Genomic DNA, 20,223 nt, shown 5'->3' with positions numbered 1-20,223 from the left:
GCATGATCACGACCATCATCGGCATCATCTCCATCGTCATCGGCTTCCTGTGCATCGCCGCAGCCTTCTACACCTTCATGAAGAAGAAGCCCCCCGTGTGGTCCGTCGGCTTCGGTCTCGCGGCCTTCATCTTCGTCACCGTCATTCCGGTATTCCTCGCGGTCTTCTTCGCGACGATGCCCGGCGATGTCACCCGCTGACCGTCGAAAAGCGATTAACGTATATCAGCACAATTGCGGTAGGCTGCGAGGGTTGCTTGACGCAACAGACCCTCCTGTCACGCCCACAATGGGTGTGGCCGAACCAAATTACTAGACCGTAGGAGGTGATGAGGTCGTGCGTCACTACGAAATCATGATCATTCTGGATCCTTCCCAGGATGAGCGCACCGTTGCCCCGTCCCTGGATAAGTACCTTGAAATTGTCCGTAAGGACAATGGCAAGGTCGAGAAGGTTGATGTGTGGGGCAAGCGTCGTCTTGCGTACCCGATCAACAAGAAGGAAGAGGGCGTTTACGCCGTCGTCAACCTGGAGTGCGAGTCTGCGACTGTGCTCGAGGTTGACCGCGTTCTTAACCTGAACGACTCTGTCCTGCGCACCAAGGTCCTGCGCACCGACGCTTAAGAACGGATACTGGGAGACGAGCACACGCTCGTCACCAGGCAGGCACGTCGCCGAGCATCCCACGCGAAGCAGGAAGGCTGAACAATATGGCAATTGGAGATACCCCGATCACCGTTATCGGCAACGTTGTTGCTGATCCCGAACTCCGCTTCACCCCTTCGGGTGCAGCGGTGGCCAACTTCCGCATCGCCTCCACTCCCCGTGTCAAGAACCGCGACACCGGGCAGTGGGAAGACGGCGAAGCACTCTTCCTGACCTGCAACGTGTGGCGCCAGGCCGCCGAAAATGTCGCCGAGTCCCTTTCCAAGGGAATGCGCGTGATCGTCAACGGATATCTGAAGCAGCGAAGCTATCAGACCAAAGAGGGCGAACAGCGCACGGTGTATGAGGTTGAGGTCGAAGAGGTCGGCCCGTCCCTGAAGTTCGCATCCGCACAGATCAACCGCAACCCTCGTGAGGGTGGCGGTTCTGGCGGCGGCAACTTCGGTGGCGGTCAGCCTCAGCAGCCTCAGTCCCCGCCCCAGCAGATGCAGGGCGGTTTCGGCGGTCAGCAGGGTAACCAGGCTCCGCCGCAGCAGCCCCAGCGACAGCAGGGTGGCTTCGGCGGTCAGCAGGGTGGCCAGTCCAACCAGATGCCGGCCAACGACCCGTGGGGCTCCGCTCCGCCGGCCGGTGGTTTCGGCGGTGGGACCGGCGACGAGCCTCCGTTCTGATTGAGCAGATCAACCCATCTCAACTGACTCTTCCTGACAGCACACATGCTCAACGCATGCAGCGCCGGCCAGGGACACACAACGAAAGGCAGGGATCATGAAGCTGATCCTCACCGCTGCCGTTGACAACCTCGGAGTCGCAGGCGACATCGTCGAGGTTAAGAACGGCTACGGACGCAACTACCTGCTTCCCCGCGGTATGGCCATTGTGGCCACCCGTGGTGCTGAGAAGCAGATCGAGGGCATTCAGCGTGCCCAGGAGGCCCGCGGTATCCGCGACCTCGACCATGCCCGCGAGGTTCGCCAGCAGCTCGAGCAGCTGTCCGGCGTGACCGTGCAGGTCCGCACTTCTGACTCCGGCAAGCTCTTCGGCTCCGTGAAGGCCGACGACATTGCTGACGCAGTGAAGAAGGCCGGCGGCCCGACCCTGGACAAGCGCAACATTCAGCTGCCCAAGGGACTCGTGAAGAAGACCGGTAACTACCAGGTTATCGTTCAGCTCCACGCCGAGGTCACCGGCAAGATCAACTTCGAGGTCGTCGCCGCGTAACTCGCGCCAGACGACGGTCGGGATCCCGCGTGAACGGGATTGCCGACCCAACGACAACAGCACACCGACAGCCCTGCGGATTCGTGATCCGCGGGGCTGTCGGTTTTTTCTGTCACCTGTGGACAATTGTGGAGAACCTGTTGCATTTAACCTGTCGGTAACCGTGTGGTTCCCGCCGCTTACCCCGGGGTTTGGGGCTACCTGGCATCTTGGCGGCTGTCAAACATACTGGTCGGAGGGGTTATGCACCGTTGGCGGGCAGTTGTCCACAAGGGCATAAACTTTAGTTGACCTGCATGAATCGGAGAATTCCCGCTGTCATGACGGAAGGTTGTCCACAGGTTGTCCACAGTCGTGGGCGTTCAGTGGGGATAAACTCTGCCGTTTACCTTGACTTGTCCACAGGCCCTGTGGATAACTAGGGTGACTGACATCATTTCTTAGCCTGGGAACGGTCTTCTCCACAGCGGCTGAGGAGCGGATTCTTCCCGGCACCTCCGGGGGATAGACTGCGATCAGAACAGCCGGCCACGCCCCCTCCCGGGGTGTGCACAGAGGAAAGGACGGACGCGAACACATGACCTCAGGACTCGGCGGCCCCAGTTTTGACGATGACTATGTGCCGCCGGCCGAACCGGACCTCCCGGAGGATACGGGCGGTGGGGGACTGCCCACGCAGGCCTTCAAGGACGCCGCGCCACGCCGCCAACGCGACCGGAACAAGAGGGATTCCGCCCCCACGTTCGGGGAGTACCGGCAGCCCCCGCATGACCGCGAGGCGGAGCAGGGTGTGCTCGGCGCGATGCTGCTCAGCCCCAACACCGTCGTGGAGATCATCGGTGAGCTGAGCCCGGAGGATTTCTACCATCCGGCCCACCAGCTGATCTACACCGCGATGATCGACCTGTTCGGCGAGAGCAAGGACATCGACCCGGTCATTGTCGCCGGCCGTCTGGACCGGCACAACGATCTCGAGCGGGTCGGTGGCGCCCCGTACCTGCACACCCTCATTTCCTCGGTGCCCACTGCCGCGAACGCCCGCTATTACGCGGAGATCGTCGTGGAGAAGGCGATCCTGCGGAGGCTCGTCGCCGCCGGAACGCGGGTGGTGCAGCTCGGCTACGAGGGCAACGAGGGGGCTGAGGTCGACACCGTGCTCGACATGGCCCAGCAGGAGGTCTTCGCCATCGCCCAGAAGACCGACACCGAGGATTATGCGATCCTCGGCGATATCCTCGCCCCCACCCTGGAGGAGCTTGACCAGATCGCCAACACCGGCGGTCTGGCACGGGGCGTGCCCACCGGTTTCGTGGATCTGGACAATCTGACCAACGGCCTGCACGGCGGCCAGATGATCATCATCGCCGCCCGTCCCGGCGTGGGCAAGTCGACTATTGCGCTGGACTTCATGCGCTCGGCCTCGATCAAGCACGGTAAGGCGTCCGCCATCTTCTCCCTGGAGATGAGCAAATCGGAGATCGTGATGCGCCTGTTGTCCGCGGAGACGAGCATCAAGCTCTCCGACATGCGCTCCGGCCGGATGAGCGACGAAGCCTGGACGACCCTGGCGAACCGTTCCGGTCAGATCTCGGAGGCGCCGTTGTTCATCGATGACTCCCCGAACCTCACCATGATGGAGATCCGTTCCAAGGCGCGTCGCCTCAAGCAGAAGCACGACCTCCAGCTCATTGTCCTCGACTACCTGCAGCTGATGAGCTCCGGAAAACGTGTCGAGTCACGCCAGCAGGAGGTTTCCGAGTTCTCGCGTCAGCTCAAACTACTGGCCAAGGAGCTGGACGTTCCGGTCATCGCGATTTCGCAGCTCAACCGTGGACCGGAGGCTCGCACCGACAAGAAACCCCAGCTGGCGGACCTCCGTGAGTCCGGTTCGCTGGAGCAGGATGCGGACATGGTCATGCTGCTCTACCGCCCCGACTCTCAGGACCGGGAGGACGTTCGCGCGGGCGAGGCCGACATCATCCTGGCCAAGCACCGTGGTGGTCCGATCGACACCGTCACCGTCGCCCATCAACTCCACTTCTCCCGCTTCGTGGACATGGCGCGCGGATAGTCCGCTTCTCGCCGCCCTCACCCCGGTCGGCAGAGCTGAGATCGATGCGCACCCGGAATGGGCGGGGATCCTCGACGACTACCGTAACCAGTCCGACGAGGACCCGCGGGGACGTTTCGGGGTGGCGTTCCGGGAACTGAAGTAGGCGGTGAGGGAAGCGGGTGTGGAGAAGAATGACGAGATCGCGGACATCATCACCGAAGCCGCGAAGCGGGTCCGTTCCCGCCAGCGATACGGGTGACCGGGATGATCGACACTGCAGCGATGACGGCTCCGGTGAGGAAGATCGTTTGGTAACCGGTCACCGGGCCCAGATAGGACATGATGAACGGGGCGAAGAAACCCACGTACGTCAGGGAGTAGAACACCGCCGTGGCGGCGCCGAGCTCCTCGGGTGGGGCGATCTTCTGCACCTCCCTGAGTCCGGACACCATCATCACGCCGTAGGCCGCTCCCAGCAGGACCGCAGCGAGTACCACCAGCCAGGGTGACCTGGTGAACGCCACCGCTGCGGACGCCAGCATCCCCGCGACGACCAGGCCCAGGCCGAGCACCGCAGGCGGCACCAGGTCGCGGCCGAAGCTGGTCGCCGTCGGCTGGATCAGGACGCCCGTGCCCAGCGTGACTGCGGCGATCACACCGGTGAAGGCCACCGGCCAGGAGAGCTGATCATTGACCAGGTCGGTGAGCGTGGCGAAGGAGGTGCTCACCGCCCCGAAACCCCACGGTGCCCAGGCCGCCACGGCCCACAGGAAGTGCCGCGACAGGACGCTGCGGGAGAACCAGCTGCGACGGGGGGAGTCGGCATGCGGGGCGCCACCCGGGGTGCGCCACACCAGGGGGAGGACGGCCACCAGCAGAACCAGGTGCACCAGGTAGGGCAGCAGGTCCGGCCGCGGCAGGAATTCGGCGATGAGCCCCGCCATGAGCGGCCCGCCGGCGAACCCGAGGGACAGGGACACCGTCGCGCGGCGGGCCCCGAGGTGCGAGGGGCCGGTGGACAGCTCCTGCAACCATGCCGCGCCGGCCGCCATGACCAGTCCAATGGCGGCACCGGCGATGAAGCGGCCGAGGGAGAGCGCAAGGAAGGAGCCGGAGGCTCCGGCGGCGAGAACCACTGATCCGAATCCGGAGAGCACCAGTGCGGGACGGATCAGCGCTCGCCGCCCACGGGTGTCGGAGAGGGGCCCGCCGACGAGCAGCGCGGGCATGAGCCCGAGCACGTAGATCGCGAGCAGGAAGGTCACCTGTGACTGGCTCAGGCCCGCGTGCAGCCGGTAGGCCGGCAGTAAGGGCGCGAAGAGGTTGGCGCCGAAGGCGATGGTGGCCATGCCCAGCCCGACCCGGAGCCAGGCGCGGGGGTCGGGAACCGTCATCGGGCGTCTCCTTGGGCGGGCCGGGGCGGGGGACTGTCGCTGTGATCGCCAGCACAGTCTATGTCACCGCATGGGCCGCGCCGGCCATCGATATCACCGTGACCGCCGGATGGGGACCACCCCTTGGTGGACCCCGGGATTTCCCCCTGCGCGAGGGTGCCCCCGGAATGGGGTGGGTCGAGGTGTGGTGTGGCTCCCCGCGGGGAGCCTATGGGTGAGGAAGGTCACTCCTTAAAGGGTTGCCCTCCTGCGGTTTTGCCATTCTTAGGAGAGCCTATTTAAGGGGTGCATTACTAAGGCATGGCTTACCAATGGTGCCTGACCTGCAAAAACTTCCTAGACTCAGGCGCACCAAGAACGAACCAAGGAGGGACATCATGACCTGTAGAGAGTTCAACCCCCACACCACGGCGTTCAACAACACCATCCGCGTTGAGCGCACCGAGCGTGCCACGATCCTGGCCGTCCCGCGCAGCCTCGAAGACTTCACCCACGATCGCAAGCCCAGTCTCCTGGGCAGGCTCGCGGGAATGCTCTCCCTCGCCTGAGGGAATCAGGCGTCGAGAACTTTGCCGCGCTGCTCGGGGAGGGTGAGTGCGGCAAGGGCGGCGAGCAGGAATGCGGCCGAGAAGACGCTGAACAGCGCGATGGAGTCGCCGAAGGCCAGGATCGGGGGAACGATCAGTGGGGCGATGATCGACGCGATGCGGCCGAAGCCGGCCGCAGCGCCCGTGCCCGCACCGCGGACATGGGAAGGGTAGAGCTCCGGGCCGATCGCGTACAGCGCACCCCAGGCACCCAGGTTGAAGAAGGACAACAGGCAACCGGCGAGGATGATCGTCGTCTCGGTGGACGCGGTGCCGAAAAACAGGGCGGAGGCCGCCGAACCCAGGAGGAACGTCGCCAGGGTCTTGCGGCGTCCCCAGGCTTCGATGAGCCACGCCGCCACCGCGTAACCGGGCAGCTGGGCGAGGGTGATGATGAGCGTGAACTGGAAGGACCGCACCAGGGAGAAGCCGTCGGCCACCAGCAGGGACGGGATCCAGATGAAGGCGCCGTAGTAGGCGAGGTTCACGCAGAACCACACGATCCACAGCGCGGCGGTGCGTCTGCGCAGTGACCTGTCCCAGATGGAGGTGGAGTCTTCGAGGTCCTCGCGGGGAACTTCACGGAGGCGTTGCTGTTCGGCGGCGTCGATACGCTCGAGTTCGGCTTGCCGGACCTCCGCCTCGAAGGAGGCCACGACCTTCTCCGCCTCCTCATGCCGGCCCTTGTCCTCCAGGAAGCGGACGGATTCGGGCAGGCCCTTGCGGACGTAGATGGCGTACAACGTCGGGACCATGCCGATCGCCAACGCCCAACGCCAGCCGTTGTCGTCGGCGGTGACCACGAACGTGCCGATCAGGGCTGCGGCGATCCAGCCCACCGCCCAGAAAGCTTCGAGGATGACGACCATGCGGCCACGGACCCGGCGTGGCGCGAACTCGGAGACGAGGGTGGAGGCGACGGGGAGTTCCGCGCCCAGGCCGAGTCCGACGATGAAACGCAGGGCGATGAGCATCCCCAGGCCGGTGGCCAGTGCGGAGGCGCCGGTGGCCAGGCCGTAGACGAGCAGCGTGAGGGCGAAGACCTGGCGGCGGCCGACCCTGTCGGCGAGCAGTCCGCCGAAGGTCGCGCCCAGGGCCATTCCGACGAAACCGATGGAACCGAGCCATGACGTCTCAGTGGGGGTGAGCCCCCAGTGGACGGCGAGCGCCGCCATGATGAAGGAGACGAGGCCCACGTCCATGGCGTCGAGGGCCCAGCCGATGCCTGATCCGACGACCAGTCGCCGGTGCCTGCCGGTGACCGGCAACCTGTCGAGCCGTTGATTCCTGGTCAGTTCTTGGTTCATGGATTGATCCTAAACCCTGGTACAGGCGCCCGGCCCGGGAAAGATCACCGGTGCAGCGAACGAAACCTGCGCAGGCGCAGGGAGTTCGACACCACGAAGACCGAGGAGAAGGCCATCGCGATGCCGGCCAGCATCGGGTTGAGCAGACCGAGCGCCGCGACGGGGATGAGCACGACGTTGTAGGCGAAGGCCCAGAAGAGGTTGCCCTTGATGGTGCGCAGCGTGCGGCGGGACAGGCGGATGGCGTCGACCGCGGAACGCAGGTCGTTGTTCATCAGCGTGATGTCGGAGGCTTCGATCGCCACGTCCGTGCCTGCCCCCATGGCCAGGCCGAGGTCTGCCTGGGCCAGCGCGGCGGCGTCGTTGACGCCGTCACCGACCATCGCGACGGTGCGGCCCTCCTGCTGGAGCCTCTCGACGACCGCGACCTTGTCGTCCGGCATCACCTCGGCGATGACGTCCGCGGGGTTGATGCCGACCTCGCCGGCGACCGCCCTGGCGGCGCCGGTGTTGTCGCCGGTGAGCAGCATCGGTGTCAGTCCCAGCCGGCGTAGTTCGGCGACCGCTTCCGCGGAGGTGGCCTTCACGGTGTCACGCACGGTGATCACTGCGGCCACCACTCCTCCGACCGACACGACGATCGGCGTCCCGCCCTGACTCTGCGCCTGATCGACAGCCTCCTGCAGGCGGGCCGGCAGCGAGCCCGCGGGGCGGCCCACGAGTACGGTCTGTCCGTCGACGGTGCCGGTCACACCCAGGCCGGCGAGGTTCTGGAAGTCGTTGACTTCAGGGACAGCCGTCTCCTTCTCTGCCCTGCGCACCACCGCCCGGGCGATGGGATGCTCGGAGGCGGCCTCCACGGCCGCCGCCTTCGCCAGGACGTCGAGCGGGTCGAAGCCCTCCGCCGCGTCGATGGCGGACACGGACATGACGCCCTCGGTGACGGTGCCGGTCTTGTCCATGACGATGGTGTCCACCCGTCGGGTCGACTCGAGGATCTCCGGGCCCTTGATCAGCAGGCCCAGCTGGGCTCCGCGACCTGTGCCCACCAGCAGCGCGGTGGGCGTGGCCAGGCCCAGGGCGCACGGGCAGGCGATGATGAGGACGGCGACTGCGGCCGTGAAGGCGGGTGCGAGACCGGATCCGGTGGCCAGGTGCACGGCCAGTGTGATCAGCGAGATGACGATGACCGTGGGTACGAACACCTGTGAGATCCGGTCCACCAGGCGTTGGACGGGGGCCTTCCTGGACTGTGCGTCAGTGACCAGGCGGGCCATCTGCGCCAGCGTGGTGTCGGCTCCGGTGCGGGTGACCTCCACCAGCAGGCGGCCGGAGGCGTTGATCGTCGCCCCCGTCACCGATGAGCCTGTGGTCACCTCCACCGGCACCGATTCGCCGGTGAGCATCGACTGATCCACAGCGGAAGAACCCTCGATCACCCGGCCGTCCGTCGCGATCTTCTCGCCCGGACGCACGATGAACACGTCTCCCACCCGCAGCCGGCTGGCGGGGACACGGACCTCGCGGCCGTCGCGAAGCACGGCGGCGTCCTTGGCTCCCATGTCGAGCAGCCTGTGCAGCGCCTCGGAGGACTGGCCCTTGGCCTTCGTCTCGAACCAGCGGCCGAGGAGCAGGAAGCTGATCACCACGGCCGTGGTCTCAAGGTAGATGTCGTCCATCGAGGTGCCGGACGGGAACAGGTGCATTTCCATGGTCATGCCCGGATGCCCGGCGTTTCCGATGAACAGCGCCCAGAGGCTCCACAGGTAGGCCGCGGAGGTGCCCAGCGTGATGAGGGTGTCCATGGTGAACGATCCATGACGCAGGTTGATGAAGGTCGCACGGTGGAAAGGCGCACCGCCCCAGAAGAAGACCGGCGTGGCCATAGTCAGCACCGCCCACTGCCAGTTGGTGAACTGGAGTGCCGGAATCATGCTCAGCAACGTGATGGGCACGGTGAGGAGGGCGGAGATGATCAGGCGGTGCTTCAGGTCCGCGGCCTCGCGCCGACGGGCGGCCTCGTGCGGGTCCTCGCTTATCGACGCCCCCTCGGTCGTCTCTGTCTCCGCCGCGGCCTCGTCGACCAGCCGGAAGGCGTCGTAACCTGCGCCCCGGACCACCTCGATGAGGGAATCGGCGTCCACCTTGCCGGGATCGTAGGAGATGCTCGCCGACTCCGTGGCGAAGTTGACGGTGGCCTCCACCCCTTCGACCTTGTTGAGTTTGCGCTCGACGCGCGCCGAGCATGACGTGCAGGTCATGCCCGTCACTCCGAGGTCGACCTTGATGAGGTCGACGGCTGGCTGTGTCTGTGTCATGGCGGCAGCAGTCCTTTCTCCACTCTCGAGGATATACCCCATGGGGGTATTCGGCAATGGGGCAGGGACGCGGAAGGCCCGCCACCCCTGGCGGGGTGCCGGGCCTTGAGGGCCTGCGGCTACTTGAGGGAGTAGCCGGCCTCCTCCACCGCTTCCGCGACCTGCTCGTCGGTGAATCCGGCGCCGGAGACGCTGACGGTGCCGGACTCGTGAGATGCCTGGACGTCGGTGACGCCGAAGATCTCACCGATCTCCTCCTGTACGGACTTCTCGCAGTGTCCGCAGGTCATGCCCTCGACCTGGTAGTTCTTGGTGATGTCGGCCATGTGACCGGCTCCCTTCGGGTGTCAGATGCTTCCTGAAGTCCGATCGTATGCCCCTACGGGGTATGCGACAAGGGGTCAGTGCTCGAGGCGCAGCGTGTAACCCGCGTTCTCCACCGCGAAGGCGATGTCCGCGTCGGTGAAACCTTCGCCGGTGACGGACACGGTGCCGGCCACCAGATTCACCTCCACTCCCTGGGTGCCTGGGAGATCGCTGATCTCATTCTCCACTGAGGTGCGGGAATGGTCAGAGGTCATGCCTTCAATGACGTAATGCTTGATCATGGGGATCCTTTCACCGGGCCTTGACATCCTCTATCGCAGGCGAGTGGGAATAGGGGACAGCCAGGTAGGGTTGAGCTGAACGAAGCCGCATAGGAACGCGGATCTTTATATGACCATACAAAACCACGAATCAGGAGAACCCCTTGGCAACCATCGACGTGACTGAGACCACCTTCGAAGAGACCGTCACCGGTGAGGGCATCGTCCTCGTCGACGCCTGGGCATCCTGGTGCGGTCCCTGCCGTGCCTTCGCCCCGACCTACGAGGCGGCCTCCGAGAAGCACCAGGACGCCACCTTCGCAAAGCTGGACACCGAGGCACATCAGTCCCTCGCCGCAGCGCTGCAGATCCAGTCGATTCCGACCCTGATGATCTTCCGGGACGGCATCATGGTCTACCGCGATGCCGGCGCTCTGCCCCCGGCTGCCCTGGAGGACCTGATCGGCCAGGTCAAGGGCCTGGACATGAATGATGTCCGTCGGGAGGTCGCTGAGGCCAACGCTGCTCGGGACGCCGAGGGCCAGTAGCCACCAGGTATCCCGAGGCCCGGCCGGACACCGTGACCAACTGTGCCCGGACGGGCCTTTCGCATGGGGAAATGCTTCTCGAGTGGGCGGCGGGCGGGTGGATATCGCCGTAGGCTGTGGGTTAAGACACTGAAGTTTCGTGACCATTTTCGTCAGAAAGCGAGACCCACGACATGGCTAACCCGTTCAGCAAGGGCTGGAAGTACCTGATGGCGTCCTTCGACACCAAGATCGACGAGAATGCCGACCCGAAGGTACAGATCCAACAGGCCACCGAGGCCGCCAAGCGTCAGCACCAGAAGATCACCGAGCAGGCCGCCGCGGTCATCGGCAACAAAAAGCAGCTGGAGATGAAGCTGGATCGCCTCCTGAAGTCCCAGCAGGAGCACCAGGATCAGGCGCGCACCGCCCTCCATGCTGCCGACAAGGCTGCGGCGGACGGTGATGCGGCCAAGGCGCAGGAGTACAACAACACCGCCGAGATCTTCGCCTCCCAGCTCGTGGCCGTGGAACAGCAGGTCGAGGAGACGAAGCAACTGCACGCGCAGGCCTCCCAGAATGCCGAGCAGGCACAGCGCCAGCAGAAGGAATCCGAGCTACGTCTCAAGGAGCAGCTGGCACAGATAGATCAGCTGCGCGCACAGGCGGACCAGGCCGCCATGCAGGAGACAAGCACCCGGGCGATGGATTCCATGCAGGAGCTGAGCCCCGACACGAGTGTCCCGACGCTGGACGCGGTGCGGGAGAAGATCGAGCGTCGATACGCGGACGCCCTGGGCGCCCAGGAGCTGACGCAGAACTCCGTGCATGACCGGATCTCGGAGATCGCCGCGGCCGGCACCGACATGAAGGCCTCGGCCCGGCTCGCGGAGATCCGCGCCGCCATGTCCTCCGACGGCACGAAGGAGCTGGCCGAAGGCCCAGTCGATCAGCCGGCACCGGTCGAGGCGGAGCCGGTTGATGCAGACGCTGTTGAGACGGCCGAAGAGACTGCACAGGGTGCTGACCGCGTCAGCGAGGCTGACAGCGGCAAGCAGTAGGGTCCGTTACTCAGGGGCTTCGCGGTGATAATTGATCAGAACGCCGCGAATGCCCGAGTGGAACCCGTCACGGAGTTTGACCCGCTGACCCTCGCTGAGGGTGTATTCGTGGAGGGTCTCGCATGCGAACTGCAGCAGCGGGCGATCGATCTCAGGCGGAAGGCCGCCACCAGACAGCAGATGCGCCTGATCGCGCTGCTCGGAGGTGGCGGCATTGTCGTACCACCAGGTCGCATACTGCTGGCCGATGTCGAAGGGCGTCTGGAAACCCGCTGATGACCAGACCTCATCAGGCAGCGGCACATAACGGGAACGCAGCTTGCGGCGCGGAGCCATCATCGACGGGCTGGGGGGGCCGGGCCTGGGGCCGGGCTTGGGGGGAGCTGCCTCCGTCTGAGCGGGGAAGTCCACCTCAGCCTCGACAGCGGCCTCTACCGCCGCCTCCACGGCAGAGGCGAGGGGGATCTCTGCAGGGGAGGGCACCTGCTCGGCTGACGCCAGGGGTTCCTTCTTCTCATTGACCGGGTCCGTCGATTCCGACGTCGGTTGCGGGATCCGCGGGGCGGCCGGTCCGATGTGCGGGCTGGGCACCGCAGTCATGCCGAGGTCCTCGATGGGCTCGGCATCGGCCAGCGGCCGTTCACGGACCACGGGAGGCAGCGGACCCTCGAGAACCTGCAGCTGCATCGCGTCGGCGAAGTCCTCGCGCGGGTCGAGGATGGTGGTGGAGTCGCATGCGTGGCGCAAGGCCGAGGACATGGAATCCCAGCCGAAGCCGTAGAGGTGAACCCGCAGGCCGAGGTTGGTTGCCTCCTGTACGCCGGGGATCATGTCTGCGTCGCCGGAGACGAGGACCATGTCCGAAACCTGTTGACGGCAGGCCGCGACCACCATGTCCGCGACCAGGCGTGTGTCCACCGCCTTCTGCGTTCGGCGTTCGCCCCATTCAATGAGCTGGCCGGCCCGCAGCTGCACACCATCGCAGGTGCGTAGCGCACGCTGATAACGGTGAGGGCCGGAATCCGGAATACCGTCGTACCAGAGTTGTCGATGAATCGGCTGGTGAAGCTGGTTCTGGATCATGGAGCCGAGGACGTTGACCACCTCGGGCAGATCGATCTCTAACTGGGCGCGCGCACCCGTCTCCCAGGAGTTGTAGAAGCTCGCAAGTAGATAAGAGGTGTCGACGAAGACCAGTGTGCGTTCAAGCATGGCTCCTAATTTCTTTTTTTCGTTGGTTGCTAAGTAGTGGTTTGTCCCTACCAGCATGCCTCAACCACGGGGGCTGCGTCGACGACGGGCAGAAGATTAGAGGCAGATTCGCAGCTTGAGCATGGAAGAGGAGTCCCTGCACGAACCTCGACTAGGTTGAGGGGTGAACTAATGAACCACTGAACCTGCGGGGATGAGCAATGGATGACTCCACAGCGCCACTCTTCCGGCAGATCGCCATGCTCATCGAGGACTACATCGTCCACGGCGATCTCGCAGCCGGCGACCGTGCCCCCTCCACCAACGAACTGTCGAAGTTCCATGACATCAATCCCGCCACCGCCAGGAAGGGGTTGAGTCTCCTCGTGAATAGAGGAGTGTTGGTCAAGCGTCGGGGGATCGGCATGTTTGTTACTGGAGAGGCTCACGCACTCATCCTCGATCGCCGCCGGGAGAACTTCACCGCCGGCTACCTCGTCCCGCTCGTAGACGAAGCCGTCAAACTCAACCTCACCAAGAAGGAACTGCGTGAGCTTGTCGACGCCGTCGCCGAAAGCCGTGGCCTTTATGGCTGAAAGCCTGTCCATGACGCCGCGCAGCCGTTGTTTGTGGTTGGAAGGGGTGTGTGACCTGGTGATTTAGTGTTCGGGCGGAACGTCCGTATAGTCATTCTCGTTGCCAGGAACGGTTACCGCAAGGTGGCCGGGTGGGCAACAGGAAACGAATGTTTCCGTCCGGAGTTGACACGGTCAGACCGGATCGGTAAGTTCAATCAAGCTGCTGGACAGCCGGGGCCCGTGAGGGACACGGTGATCGGTGTGCGGATGTTGTGTGAGAACTCAATAGTGTGCCAATGTACTTTTGTTTGTGACTTTGGTTGTGTCGTTCATCGGCCCTGACTCCCCGTGTTGTGGGGGTGGGGTGGGTGTGTGCCGGGTGGTACCTGTTCATAACGGGTGCCACTGTAAATAATGCGCGCGGTGGTTGTCATCGTGTGAGTTGTTGTGGCGCAGGCATGGTCATGGTCGCTGATAGGAAGTAGGTGGCCCCCGTTTCCTTCCCCGTCAGGGTGGGTGAGGGGTCACAGATTTTTTTAGGTGATCATGGTGTCCCGGACCCTTTTGTGGTTCGGGGTGGCTGTGGTTGTTTTTTGGCAATCAACTGAAACATCATCGCCTTTCGGGGTGGTGGTGTGCTGGTTGTTTGTTTTTGGTTGGGTTTGGGCTTTCTACGCCTGAGACTTTTTCTGAAGTTTTTGTGGAGAGTTTGATCCTGGCTCAGGACGAACGCTGGCGGCGTGCTTAACACATGCAAGTCGAACGGAAAGGCTCCTTCGGGAGTACTCGAGTGGCGAACGGGTGAGTAACACGTGGGTGATCTGCCCTGCACTTCGGGATAAGCCTGGGAAACTGGGTCTAATACCGGATAGGACCTCTCTTTAGTGTGGGGGGTGGAAAGGTTTTTCCGGTGCAGGATGAGCCCGCGGCCTATCAGCTTGTTGGTGGGGTAATGGCCTACCAAGGCGTCGACGGGTAGCCGGCCTGAGAGGGTGGACGGCCACATTGGGACTGAGATACGGCCCAGACTCCTACGGGAGGCAGCAGTGGGGAATATTGCACAATGGGCGGAAGCCTGATGCAGCGACGCCGCGTGGGGGATGACGGCCTTCGGGTTGTAAACCTCTTTCGACAGGGACGAAGTGAAAATGACGGTACCTGTATAAGAAGCACCGGCTAACTACGTGCCAGCAGCCGCGGTAATACGTAGGGTGCGAGCGTTGTCCGGAATTACTGGGCGTAAAGAGCTCGTAGGTGGTTTGTCACGTCGTCTGTGAAATTCCGGGGCTCAACCTCGGGCGTGCAGGCGATACGGGCAATACTTGAGTGCTGTAGGGGAGACTGGAATTCCTGGTGTAGCGGTGAAATGCGCAGATATCAGGAGGAACACCAATGGCGAAGGCAGGTCTCTGGGCAGTTACTGACGCTGAGGAGCGAAAGCATGGGTAGCGAACAGGATTAGATACCCTGGTAGTCCATGCCGTAAACGGTGGGCGCTAGGTGTAGGGGACTTCCACGTCTTCTGTGCCGTAGCTAACGCATTAAGCGCCCCGCCTGGGGAGTACGGCCGCAAGGCTAAAACTCAAAGGAATTGACGGGGGCCCGCACAAGCGGCGGAGCATGTGGATTAATTCGATGCAACGCGAAGAACCTTACCTGGGCTTGACATACACCGGACCGGCGTAGAGATACGTCTTCCCTTGTGGTCGGTGTACAGGTGGTGCATGGTTGTCGTCAGCTCGTGTCGTGAGATGTTGGGTTAAGTCCCGCAACGAGCGCAACCCTTGTCTTATGTTGCCAGCACGTCATGGTGGGGACTCATGAGAGACTGCCGGGGTCAACTCGGAGGAAGGTGGGGACGACGTCAAATCATCATGCCCCTTATGTCCAGGGCTTCACACATGCTACAATGGTCGGTACAGCAGGTCGCCAACTCGCGAGAGTGCGCTAATCCTTCAAAGCCGGCCTCAGTTCGGATTGGGGTCTGCAACTCGACCCCATGAAGTCGGAGTCGCTAGTAATCGCAGATCAGCAACGCTGCGGTGAATACGTTCCCGGGCCTTGTACACACCGCCCGTCACGTCATGAAAGTTGGTAACACCCGAAGCCAGTGGCCCAACCCCTTTGTGGGAGGGAGCTGTCGAAGGTGGGATCGGCGATTGGGACGAAGTCGTAACAAGGTAGCCGTACCGGAAGGTGCGGCTGGATCACCTCCTTTCTAAGGAGCTTGACAGTCGGCGTCGCGGTAGCGGCGTCGCATCCGCTGGTTGGGGTTGCGAATGTCAACCCGCCGGCGAACAGATAATCGGGTGGACGCACACCGTGAGGGTGGGCGAATTTCAGCCGGGGTCACAGACGTTGAAGAGGGTATGTTGGCACGCTGTTGGGTGTCTGGGACAACATTGTTGTTTCGGTGATCACCTATGTTTCGTCGGTGCCGTGGGTACCGGGGTGCTGCCGGGTCCTCCTTGTGGGGGGTCGGTGGTGTCCCGGTGCGGGTGCCGGTGGGGGTGGGTGGTGTGTTGTGTGAGAACTGTATAGTGGACGCGAGCATCTTTATTTTGTGTGTGCCGTGTGCCTTTGTCCCTGCTTTCGGGTGGGGGAGGGTGTGCGGTGAATGTTTGTGTGAGTGTTAGTTCACCCGCCGGTCGGCCTGTCCCTGTTGTGGGGGTGGGTGGGTCGGTGGAATGTGTTTGTAGTAAGGGCGCATGGTGGATGCCTTGGCATACTGGGCCGATGAAGGACGTGAGAGGCTGCGTTATGCCTCGGGGAGCTGCCAACTGAGCGTTGATCCGAGGATGTCCGAATGGGGAAACCCGGCCACCGTTATGGGTGGTCACCTCACAGTGAATTCATAGCTGTGGTGGAGGTTGACGCGGGGAAGTGAAACATCTCAGTACCCGTAGGAAGAGAAAATAAGGTAATGATTCCGTCAGTAGCGGCGAGCGAACGCGGATGAGGCTAAACCGTGTGTGTGTGATACCCGGCAGGGGTTGCACATGCGGTGTTGTGGGATGCGATGGGGGTGGCCTGCCGGCTGCCCGCACGATGTGCATGTGGTCAGCGGAAGTGGTCTGGGAAGGCCCACCGGAGCGGGTGAGAGTCCCGTACGTGAAGACTGTGTGTGCCGTGTTGTCGTATTCCCGAGTAGCAGCGGGCACGTGAAATCTGCTGTGAATCTGCCGGGACCACCCGGTAAGCCTAAATACCCAGTATGACCGATAGCGGATTAGTACCGTGAGGGAATGGTGAAAAGTACCCCGGGAGGGGAGTGAAATAGTACCTGAAACCATGTGCCTACAATCCGTCAGAGCACCTCTTGTGTGTGATGGCGTGCCTTTGGAAGAATGAGCCTGCGAGTCAGCGGCATGTCGCGAGGTTAACCCGTTGTGGGGTAGCCGTAGCGAAAGCGAATACTAACTAGTGTGATCTAGTGGCATGTCCTGGACCCGAAGCGGGGTGATCTACCCATGGCCAGTGTGAAGCGACGGTAAGACGTCGTGGAGGCGCGAACCCACTTAGGTTGAAAACTGAGGGGATGAGCTGTGGGTAGGGGTGAAAGGCCAATCAAACTCCGTGATAGCTGGTTCTCCCCGAAATGCATTTAGGTGCAGCGTTGCGTGGTGCTTGCCGGAGGTAGAGCTACTGGTTGGTTGAGCGGGACTACAATCTTAGCAATGTCAGCCAAACTCCGAATGCCGGTTAAGTTAGCGCAGCAGTGAGACTGTGGGGGATAAGCTTCATAGTCGAGAGGGAAACAGCCCAGATCGCCGGCTAAGGCCCCTAAGGGTGTACTAAGTGGAAAAGGATGTGGGATCGCGAAGACAGCCAGGAGGTTGGCTTAGAAGCAGCCATCCTTGAAAGAGTGCGTAATAGCTCACTGGTCGAGTGGTCCTGCGCCGACAATGTAATGGGGCTCAAGTACACCGCCGAAGCCGCGGCAACAATCCACATTGGTGGATGTTGGGTAGGGGAGCGTCGTGCACGCGGTGAAGCAGTACCGTGAGGGGCTGTGGAGTGTGTGCGAGTGAGAATGCAGGCATGAGTAACGAATTGGCAAGTGAGAATCTTGCCCGCCGGATGACTAAGGGTTCCTGGGTCAAGTTCGTCTTCCCAGGGTGAGTCGGGACCTAAGGCGAGGCCGACAGGCGTAGTCGATGGACAACGGGTTGATATTCCCGTACCCGTGTATGTGCGCCCATGGTGAATCAGTGATACTAACCACCCATAATCCGTCACCTGTCAGGCTTTGCCTGACGGGGGCGGGGCGTGCGTGGAGCCTGATCTGGTAGTAGCCAAGCGATGGGGTGACGCAGTGGGGTAGCCGTGCCACTTATTGGATTGTGGTGTAAGCGTGTAGCACGAGGGGACAGGCAAATCCGCCCCTCATCAAGGTGTGAGACGTGATGCGTAGCCCTTCGGGGTGATGTCGGTGATCCCGTGCTGTCGAGAAAAGCCTCTAGCGATGGACATACATGGCCCGTACCCCAAACCGACACAGGTAGTCAGGTAGAGAATACTAAGGCGTTCGGGTGAACTGTGGTTAAGGAACTCGGCAAAATGCCCCCGTAACTTCGGGAGAAGGGGGGCCAGCACCGGTGACCGTTCTTGCAACGTGAGCTGGTGGTGGTCGCAGAGAATAGAGGGAAGCGACTGTTTATTAAAAACACAGGTCCGTGCGAAAACGTTTAAGTTGAGGTATACGGACTGACGCCTGCCCGGTGCTGGAAGGTTAAGAGGACCGGTTAGTGACCCTTGCGGTTGCGAAGCTGAGAATTTAAGCCCCAGTAAACGGCGGTGGTAACTATAACCATCCTAAGGTAGCGAAATTCCTTGTCGGGTAAGTTCCGACCTGCACGAATGGCGTAACGACTTCCCTGCTGTCTCAACCACAGGCCCGGTGAAATTGCAGTACGAGTAAAGATGCTCGTTACGCGCGGCAGGACGAAAAGACCCCGGGACCTTCACTATAGCTTGGTATTGGTGTTCGGTTCGGTTTGTGTAGGATAGGTGGGAGACGTTGATCACATGACGCCAGTTGTGTGGGAGTCGTTGTTGAAATACCACTCTGATCGGATTGGATACCTCAACCTTGGCCCATGATCTGGGTCGGGGACAGTGCCTGGTGGGTAGTTTAACTGGGGCGGTTGCCTCCTAAATAGTAACGGAGGCGCCCAAAGGTTCCCTCAGCCTGGTTGGCAATCAGGTGGTGAGTGTAAGTGCACAAGGGAGCTTGACTGTGAGAGTGACAACTCGAGCAGGGACGAAAGTCGGGACTAGTGATCCGGCACCAACTTGTGGATGTGGTGTCGCTCAACGGATAAAAGGTACCCCGGGGATAACAGGCTGATCTTCCCCAAGAGTCCATATCGACGGGATGGTTTGGCACCTCGATGTCGGCTCGTCGCATCCTGGGGCTGGAGTAGGTCCCAAGGGTTGGGCTGTTCGCCCATTAAAGCGGTACGCGAGCTGGGTTTAGAACGTCGTGAGACAGTTCGGTCTCTATCCGCCGCGCGCGTTGAAACTTAAGGAAGGCTGTCCCTAGTACGAGAGGACCGGGACGGACGTACCTCTGGTGTGCCAGTTGTTCCGCCAGGAGCAGGGCTGGTTGGCTACGTACGGAAGGGATAACCGCTGAAAGCATCTAAGCGGGAAGCCTGTTTCGAGATGAGGTTTCTTTTGAGGTTCCCCATAGATGATGGGGTTGATAGGCCGGATCTGGACGCACCGTAAGGTGTGGAGGTGACCGGTACTAATACACCGACAAAAACACATACCATCCCACCTCGTGGGGTGTGTGCAACGCACGTAACACATCAGCAGCACAATATGTAAGTGTTGCCCGCGTCCACTATGCAGTGTCTGACACAGCACACCCGTATCACCGGGACACCACCCCCTCTTGTGGGGGGTTGTTCCGTGGGATGTGTCGGTGGTTGATAGCGGCAGGGAAACGCCCGGTCCCATTCCGAACCCGGAAGCTAAGCCTGCCCGCGCCGATGGTACTGCACCCGGGAGGGTGTGGGAGAGTAGGTTACCGCCGACACTAATAATTGAACACAACTACATAGCCCCAGCACCCGTCCTCGTGATGGTCGCACCCCCCACCCGTGTGGTGGGGTGTGACGGTCACCGGGGACGGGTGCTTCGGCATCCCCACCCCCCGGCAGGGGGAACGAAAGACACTCCGCCCGTGCGGACGTGGAGGATCATGCAGCCACCACGCAGGGGTCCACCGTGCTCGCTGACCGATGATGGTTGGTGAGTGTGGGTGGTCTGACTCATGGACCCGACCCCCGTGTCCACTATCCGGGGGTCGGGCCCCTCTTCGTAACGTGGGTGTCAGCATCGGATGTCGAGACACCAGCGACGAACAGCTCTACCCGTCACTTTTGCTCCGACACACGAGCAGGCCGGCCATGACCACCGTCACCATCGATGTCACCATCGGACTGGACGTCGGCAAAACCAACCACCACGCTTGCGCAATGCTCGTATCAGGCGACATCATCTACGATAAGTCCCTGCCCCAGGATGAAGACCAGTTGAGGAAGATATTCACCGACCTGCAGGAACTCGCTGGTGGAACCGGTGATCAGGATGGTGCGTGGTGGGGTGGTCATGGAACGAACCCTAGCGGGGAGGCGGTGTTGGTGAGAACAATTCAGTCTCATTCCCGCCGACCTGTTGACGCTGCTACGCAGGCAAATCTACGTTGAAACTATGCCGTCAC

The 20,223-nt window shown here is 62.2% G+C and carries 16 protein-coding genes and 3 rRNA genes; 13 read left to right on the top strand and 6 right to left on the bottom strand.

Annotation, left to right across the window (positions count from 1 at the left end; all coding sequences use genetic code 11):
• Positions 1-2: 2 nt before the first annotated feature.
• The 5 genes from CETAM_RS12755 (at position 3) to dnaB (ending at position 3,958) form a co-directional block, all read left to right on the top strand.
• Positions 3-200 carry a hypothetical protein gene (locus CETAM_RS12755; RefSeq protein WP_156229192.1) on the top strand — a complete coding sequence of 66 codons (198 nt, stop codon included), beginning with the start codon at positions 3-5 and terminating at the stop codon, positions 198-200.
• 136 nt (positions 201-336) lie between these two features.
• Complete coding sequence (gene rpsF, locus CETAM_RS12750; protein ID WP_156229191.1) at positions 337-624, top strand: 30S ribosomal protein S6; 288 nt, start codon at positions 337-339, stop codon at positions 622-624.
• A gap of 86 nt (positions 625-710) precedes the next feature.
• On the top strand, positions 711-1,337 hold the full coding sequence (locus tag CETAM_RS12745) for a single-stranded DNA-binding protein (RefSeq protein ID WP_156229190.1): 627 nt from the start codon (positions 711-713) through the stop codon (positions 1,335-1,337).
• Positions 1,338-1,434: 97 nt separating this feature from the next.
• Positions 1,435-1,887, top strand: coding sequence for a 50S ribosomal protein L9 (gene rplI / locus CETAM_RS12740; RefSeq protein WP_156229189.1), 453 nt, complete (start codon positions 1,435-1,437; stop codon positions 1,885-1,887).
• A 577-nt stretch (positions 1,888-2,464) separates the two neighbouring features.
• Positions 2,465-3,958, top strand: a complete 1,494-nt coding sequence (dnaB, locus tag CETAM_RS12735; RefSeq protein WP_156229188.1) for a replicative DNA helicase — start codon at positions 2,465-2,467, stop codon at positions 3,956-3,958.
• Between the two features lie 194 nt (positions 3,959-4,152).
• On the opposite strand, the gene CETAM_RS12730 is transcribed toward dnaB, so the two are convergent.
• Complete coding sequence (locus tag CETAM_RS12730) at positions 4,153-5,334, bottom strand: MFS transporter (protein WP_156229187.1); 1,182 nt, start codon at positions 5,332-5,334, stop codon at positions 4,153-4,155.
• Positions 5,335-5,711: 377 nt separating this feature from the next.
• Here CETAM_RS12730 and CETAM_RS12725 point away from each other — a divergent pair, with 377 nt between their 5' ends.
• Positions 5,712-5,882: a hypothetical protein gene (locus tag CETAM_RS12725; RefSeq protein WP_156229186.1), complete on the top strand. Its 171-nt coding sequence runs from the start codon at positions 5,712-5,714 to the stop codon at positions 5,880-5,882.
• A gap of 5 nt (positions 5,883-5,887) precedes the next feature.
• Here CETAM_RS12725 and CETAM_RS12720 read toward each other — a convergent pair whose 3' ends face one another.
• From CETAM_RS12720 to CETAM_RS12705, 4 genes are all read right to left on the bottom strand, one after another.
• Positions 5,888-7,228, bottom strand: coding sequence for an MFS transporter (locus CETAM_RS12720; RefSeq protein ID WP_156229185.1), 1,341 nt, complete (start codon positions 7,226-7,228; stop codon positions 5,888-5,890).
• 44 nt (positions 7,229-7,272) lie between these two features.
• Positions 7,273-9,546: a heavy metal translocating P-type ATPase gene (locus CETAM_RS12715; protein WP_156229184.1), complete on the bottom strand. Its 2,274-nt coding sequence runs from the start codon at positions 9,544-9,546 to the stop codon at positions 7,273-7,275.
• Positions 9,547-9,665: 119 nt separating this feature from the next.
• Positions 9,666-9,872, bottom strand: a complete 207-nt coding sequence (locus tag CETAM_RS12710) for a heavy-metal-associated domain-containing protein (RefSeq protein ID WP_156229183.1) — start codon at positions 9,870-9,872, stop codon at positions 9,666-9,668.
• 75 nt (positions 9,873-9,947) lie between these two features.
• On the bottom strand, positions 9,948-10,154 hold the full coding sequence (locus CETAM_RS12705; RefSeq protein WP_156229182.1) for a heavy-metal-associated domain-containing protein: 207 nt from the start codon (positions 10,152-10,154) through the stop codon (positions 9,948-9,950).
• A gap of 143 nt (positions 10,155-10,297) precedes the next feature.
• Between CETAM_RS12705 and trxA the strand changes: the two genes are divergently transcribed.
• The gene (gene trxA / locus CETAM_RS12700; RefSeq protein ID WP_156229181.1) at positions 10,298-10,681 is read left to right on the top strand and encodes a thioredoxin; all 384 of its coding nucleotides are present in this window, start codon (positions 10,298-10,300) and stop codon (positions 10,679-10,681) included.
• A 173-nt stretch (positions 10,682-10,854) separates the two neighbouring features.
• Positions 10,855-11,721: a PspA/IM30 family protein gene (locus CETAM_RS12695; RefSeq protein WP_156229180.1), complete on the top strand. Its 867-nt coding sequence runs from the start codon at positions 10,855-10,857 to the stop codon at positions 11,719-11,721.
• Between the two features lie 6 nt (positions 11,722-11,727).
• Here CETAM_RS12695 and CETAM_RS12690 read toward each other — a convergent pair whose 3' ends face one another.
• The gene (locus CETAM_RS12690; RefSeq protein WP_156229179.1) at positions 11,728-12,933 is read right to left on the bottom strand and encodes an NYN domain-containing protein; all 1,206 of its coding nucleotides are present in this window, start codon (positions 12,931-12,933) and stop codon (positions 11,728-11,730) included.
• Between the two features lie 200 nt (positions 12,934-13,133).
• On the opposite strand from CETAM_RS12690, the gene CETAM_RS12685 reads away from it, so the two are divergent.
• The 5 genes from CETAM_RS12685 (at position 13,134) to CETAM_RS14000 (ending at position 20,209) form a co-directional block, all read left to right on the top strand.
• Entirely contained in the window at positions 13,134-13,508 is a 375-nt protein-coding gene (locus CETAM_RS12685) for a GntR family transcriptional regulator (protein ID WP_156229178.1), read from the top strand.
• 679 nt (positions 13,509-14,187) lie between these two features.
• Positions 14,188-15,708 (top strand): 16S ribosomal RNA (locus CETAM_RS12680).
• 470 nt (positions 15,709-16,178) lie between these two features.
• Positions 16,179-19,266, top strand: a 23S ribosomal RNA gene (locus CETAM_RS12675).
• A 152-nt stretch (positions 19,267-19,418) separates the two neighbouring features.
• Positions 19,419-19,536: ribosomal RNA gene (gene rrf, locus CETAM_RS12670) — 5S ribosomal RNA — on the top strand.
• The 16S, 23S and 5S rRNA genes sit together here, the layout of an rRNA operon.
• Before the next feature lie 205 nt (positions 19,537-19,741).
• Positions 19,742-20,209 (top strand): IS110 family transposase, encoded by a 468-nt coding sequence (locus CETAM_RS14000; RefSeq protein WP_330221204.1) that lies wholly within the window; start codon positions 19,742-19,744, stop codon positions 20,207-20,209.
• Positions 20,210-20,223 lie beyond the last annotated feature (14 nt).

It is taken from the genome of Corynebacterium comes, from assembly GCF_009734405.1.
GTDB classification, from domain to species: Bacteria; Actinomycetota; Actinomycetes; order Mycobacteriales; family Mycobacteriaceae; genus Corynebacterium; species Corynebacterium comes.
The sequence above is the reverse complement of the archived record's forward strand: the minus strand, read 5'-3'. Positions and strand labels throughout refer to the sequence as shown.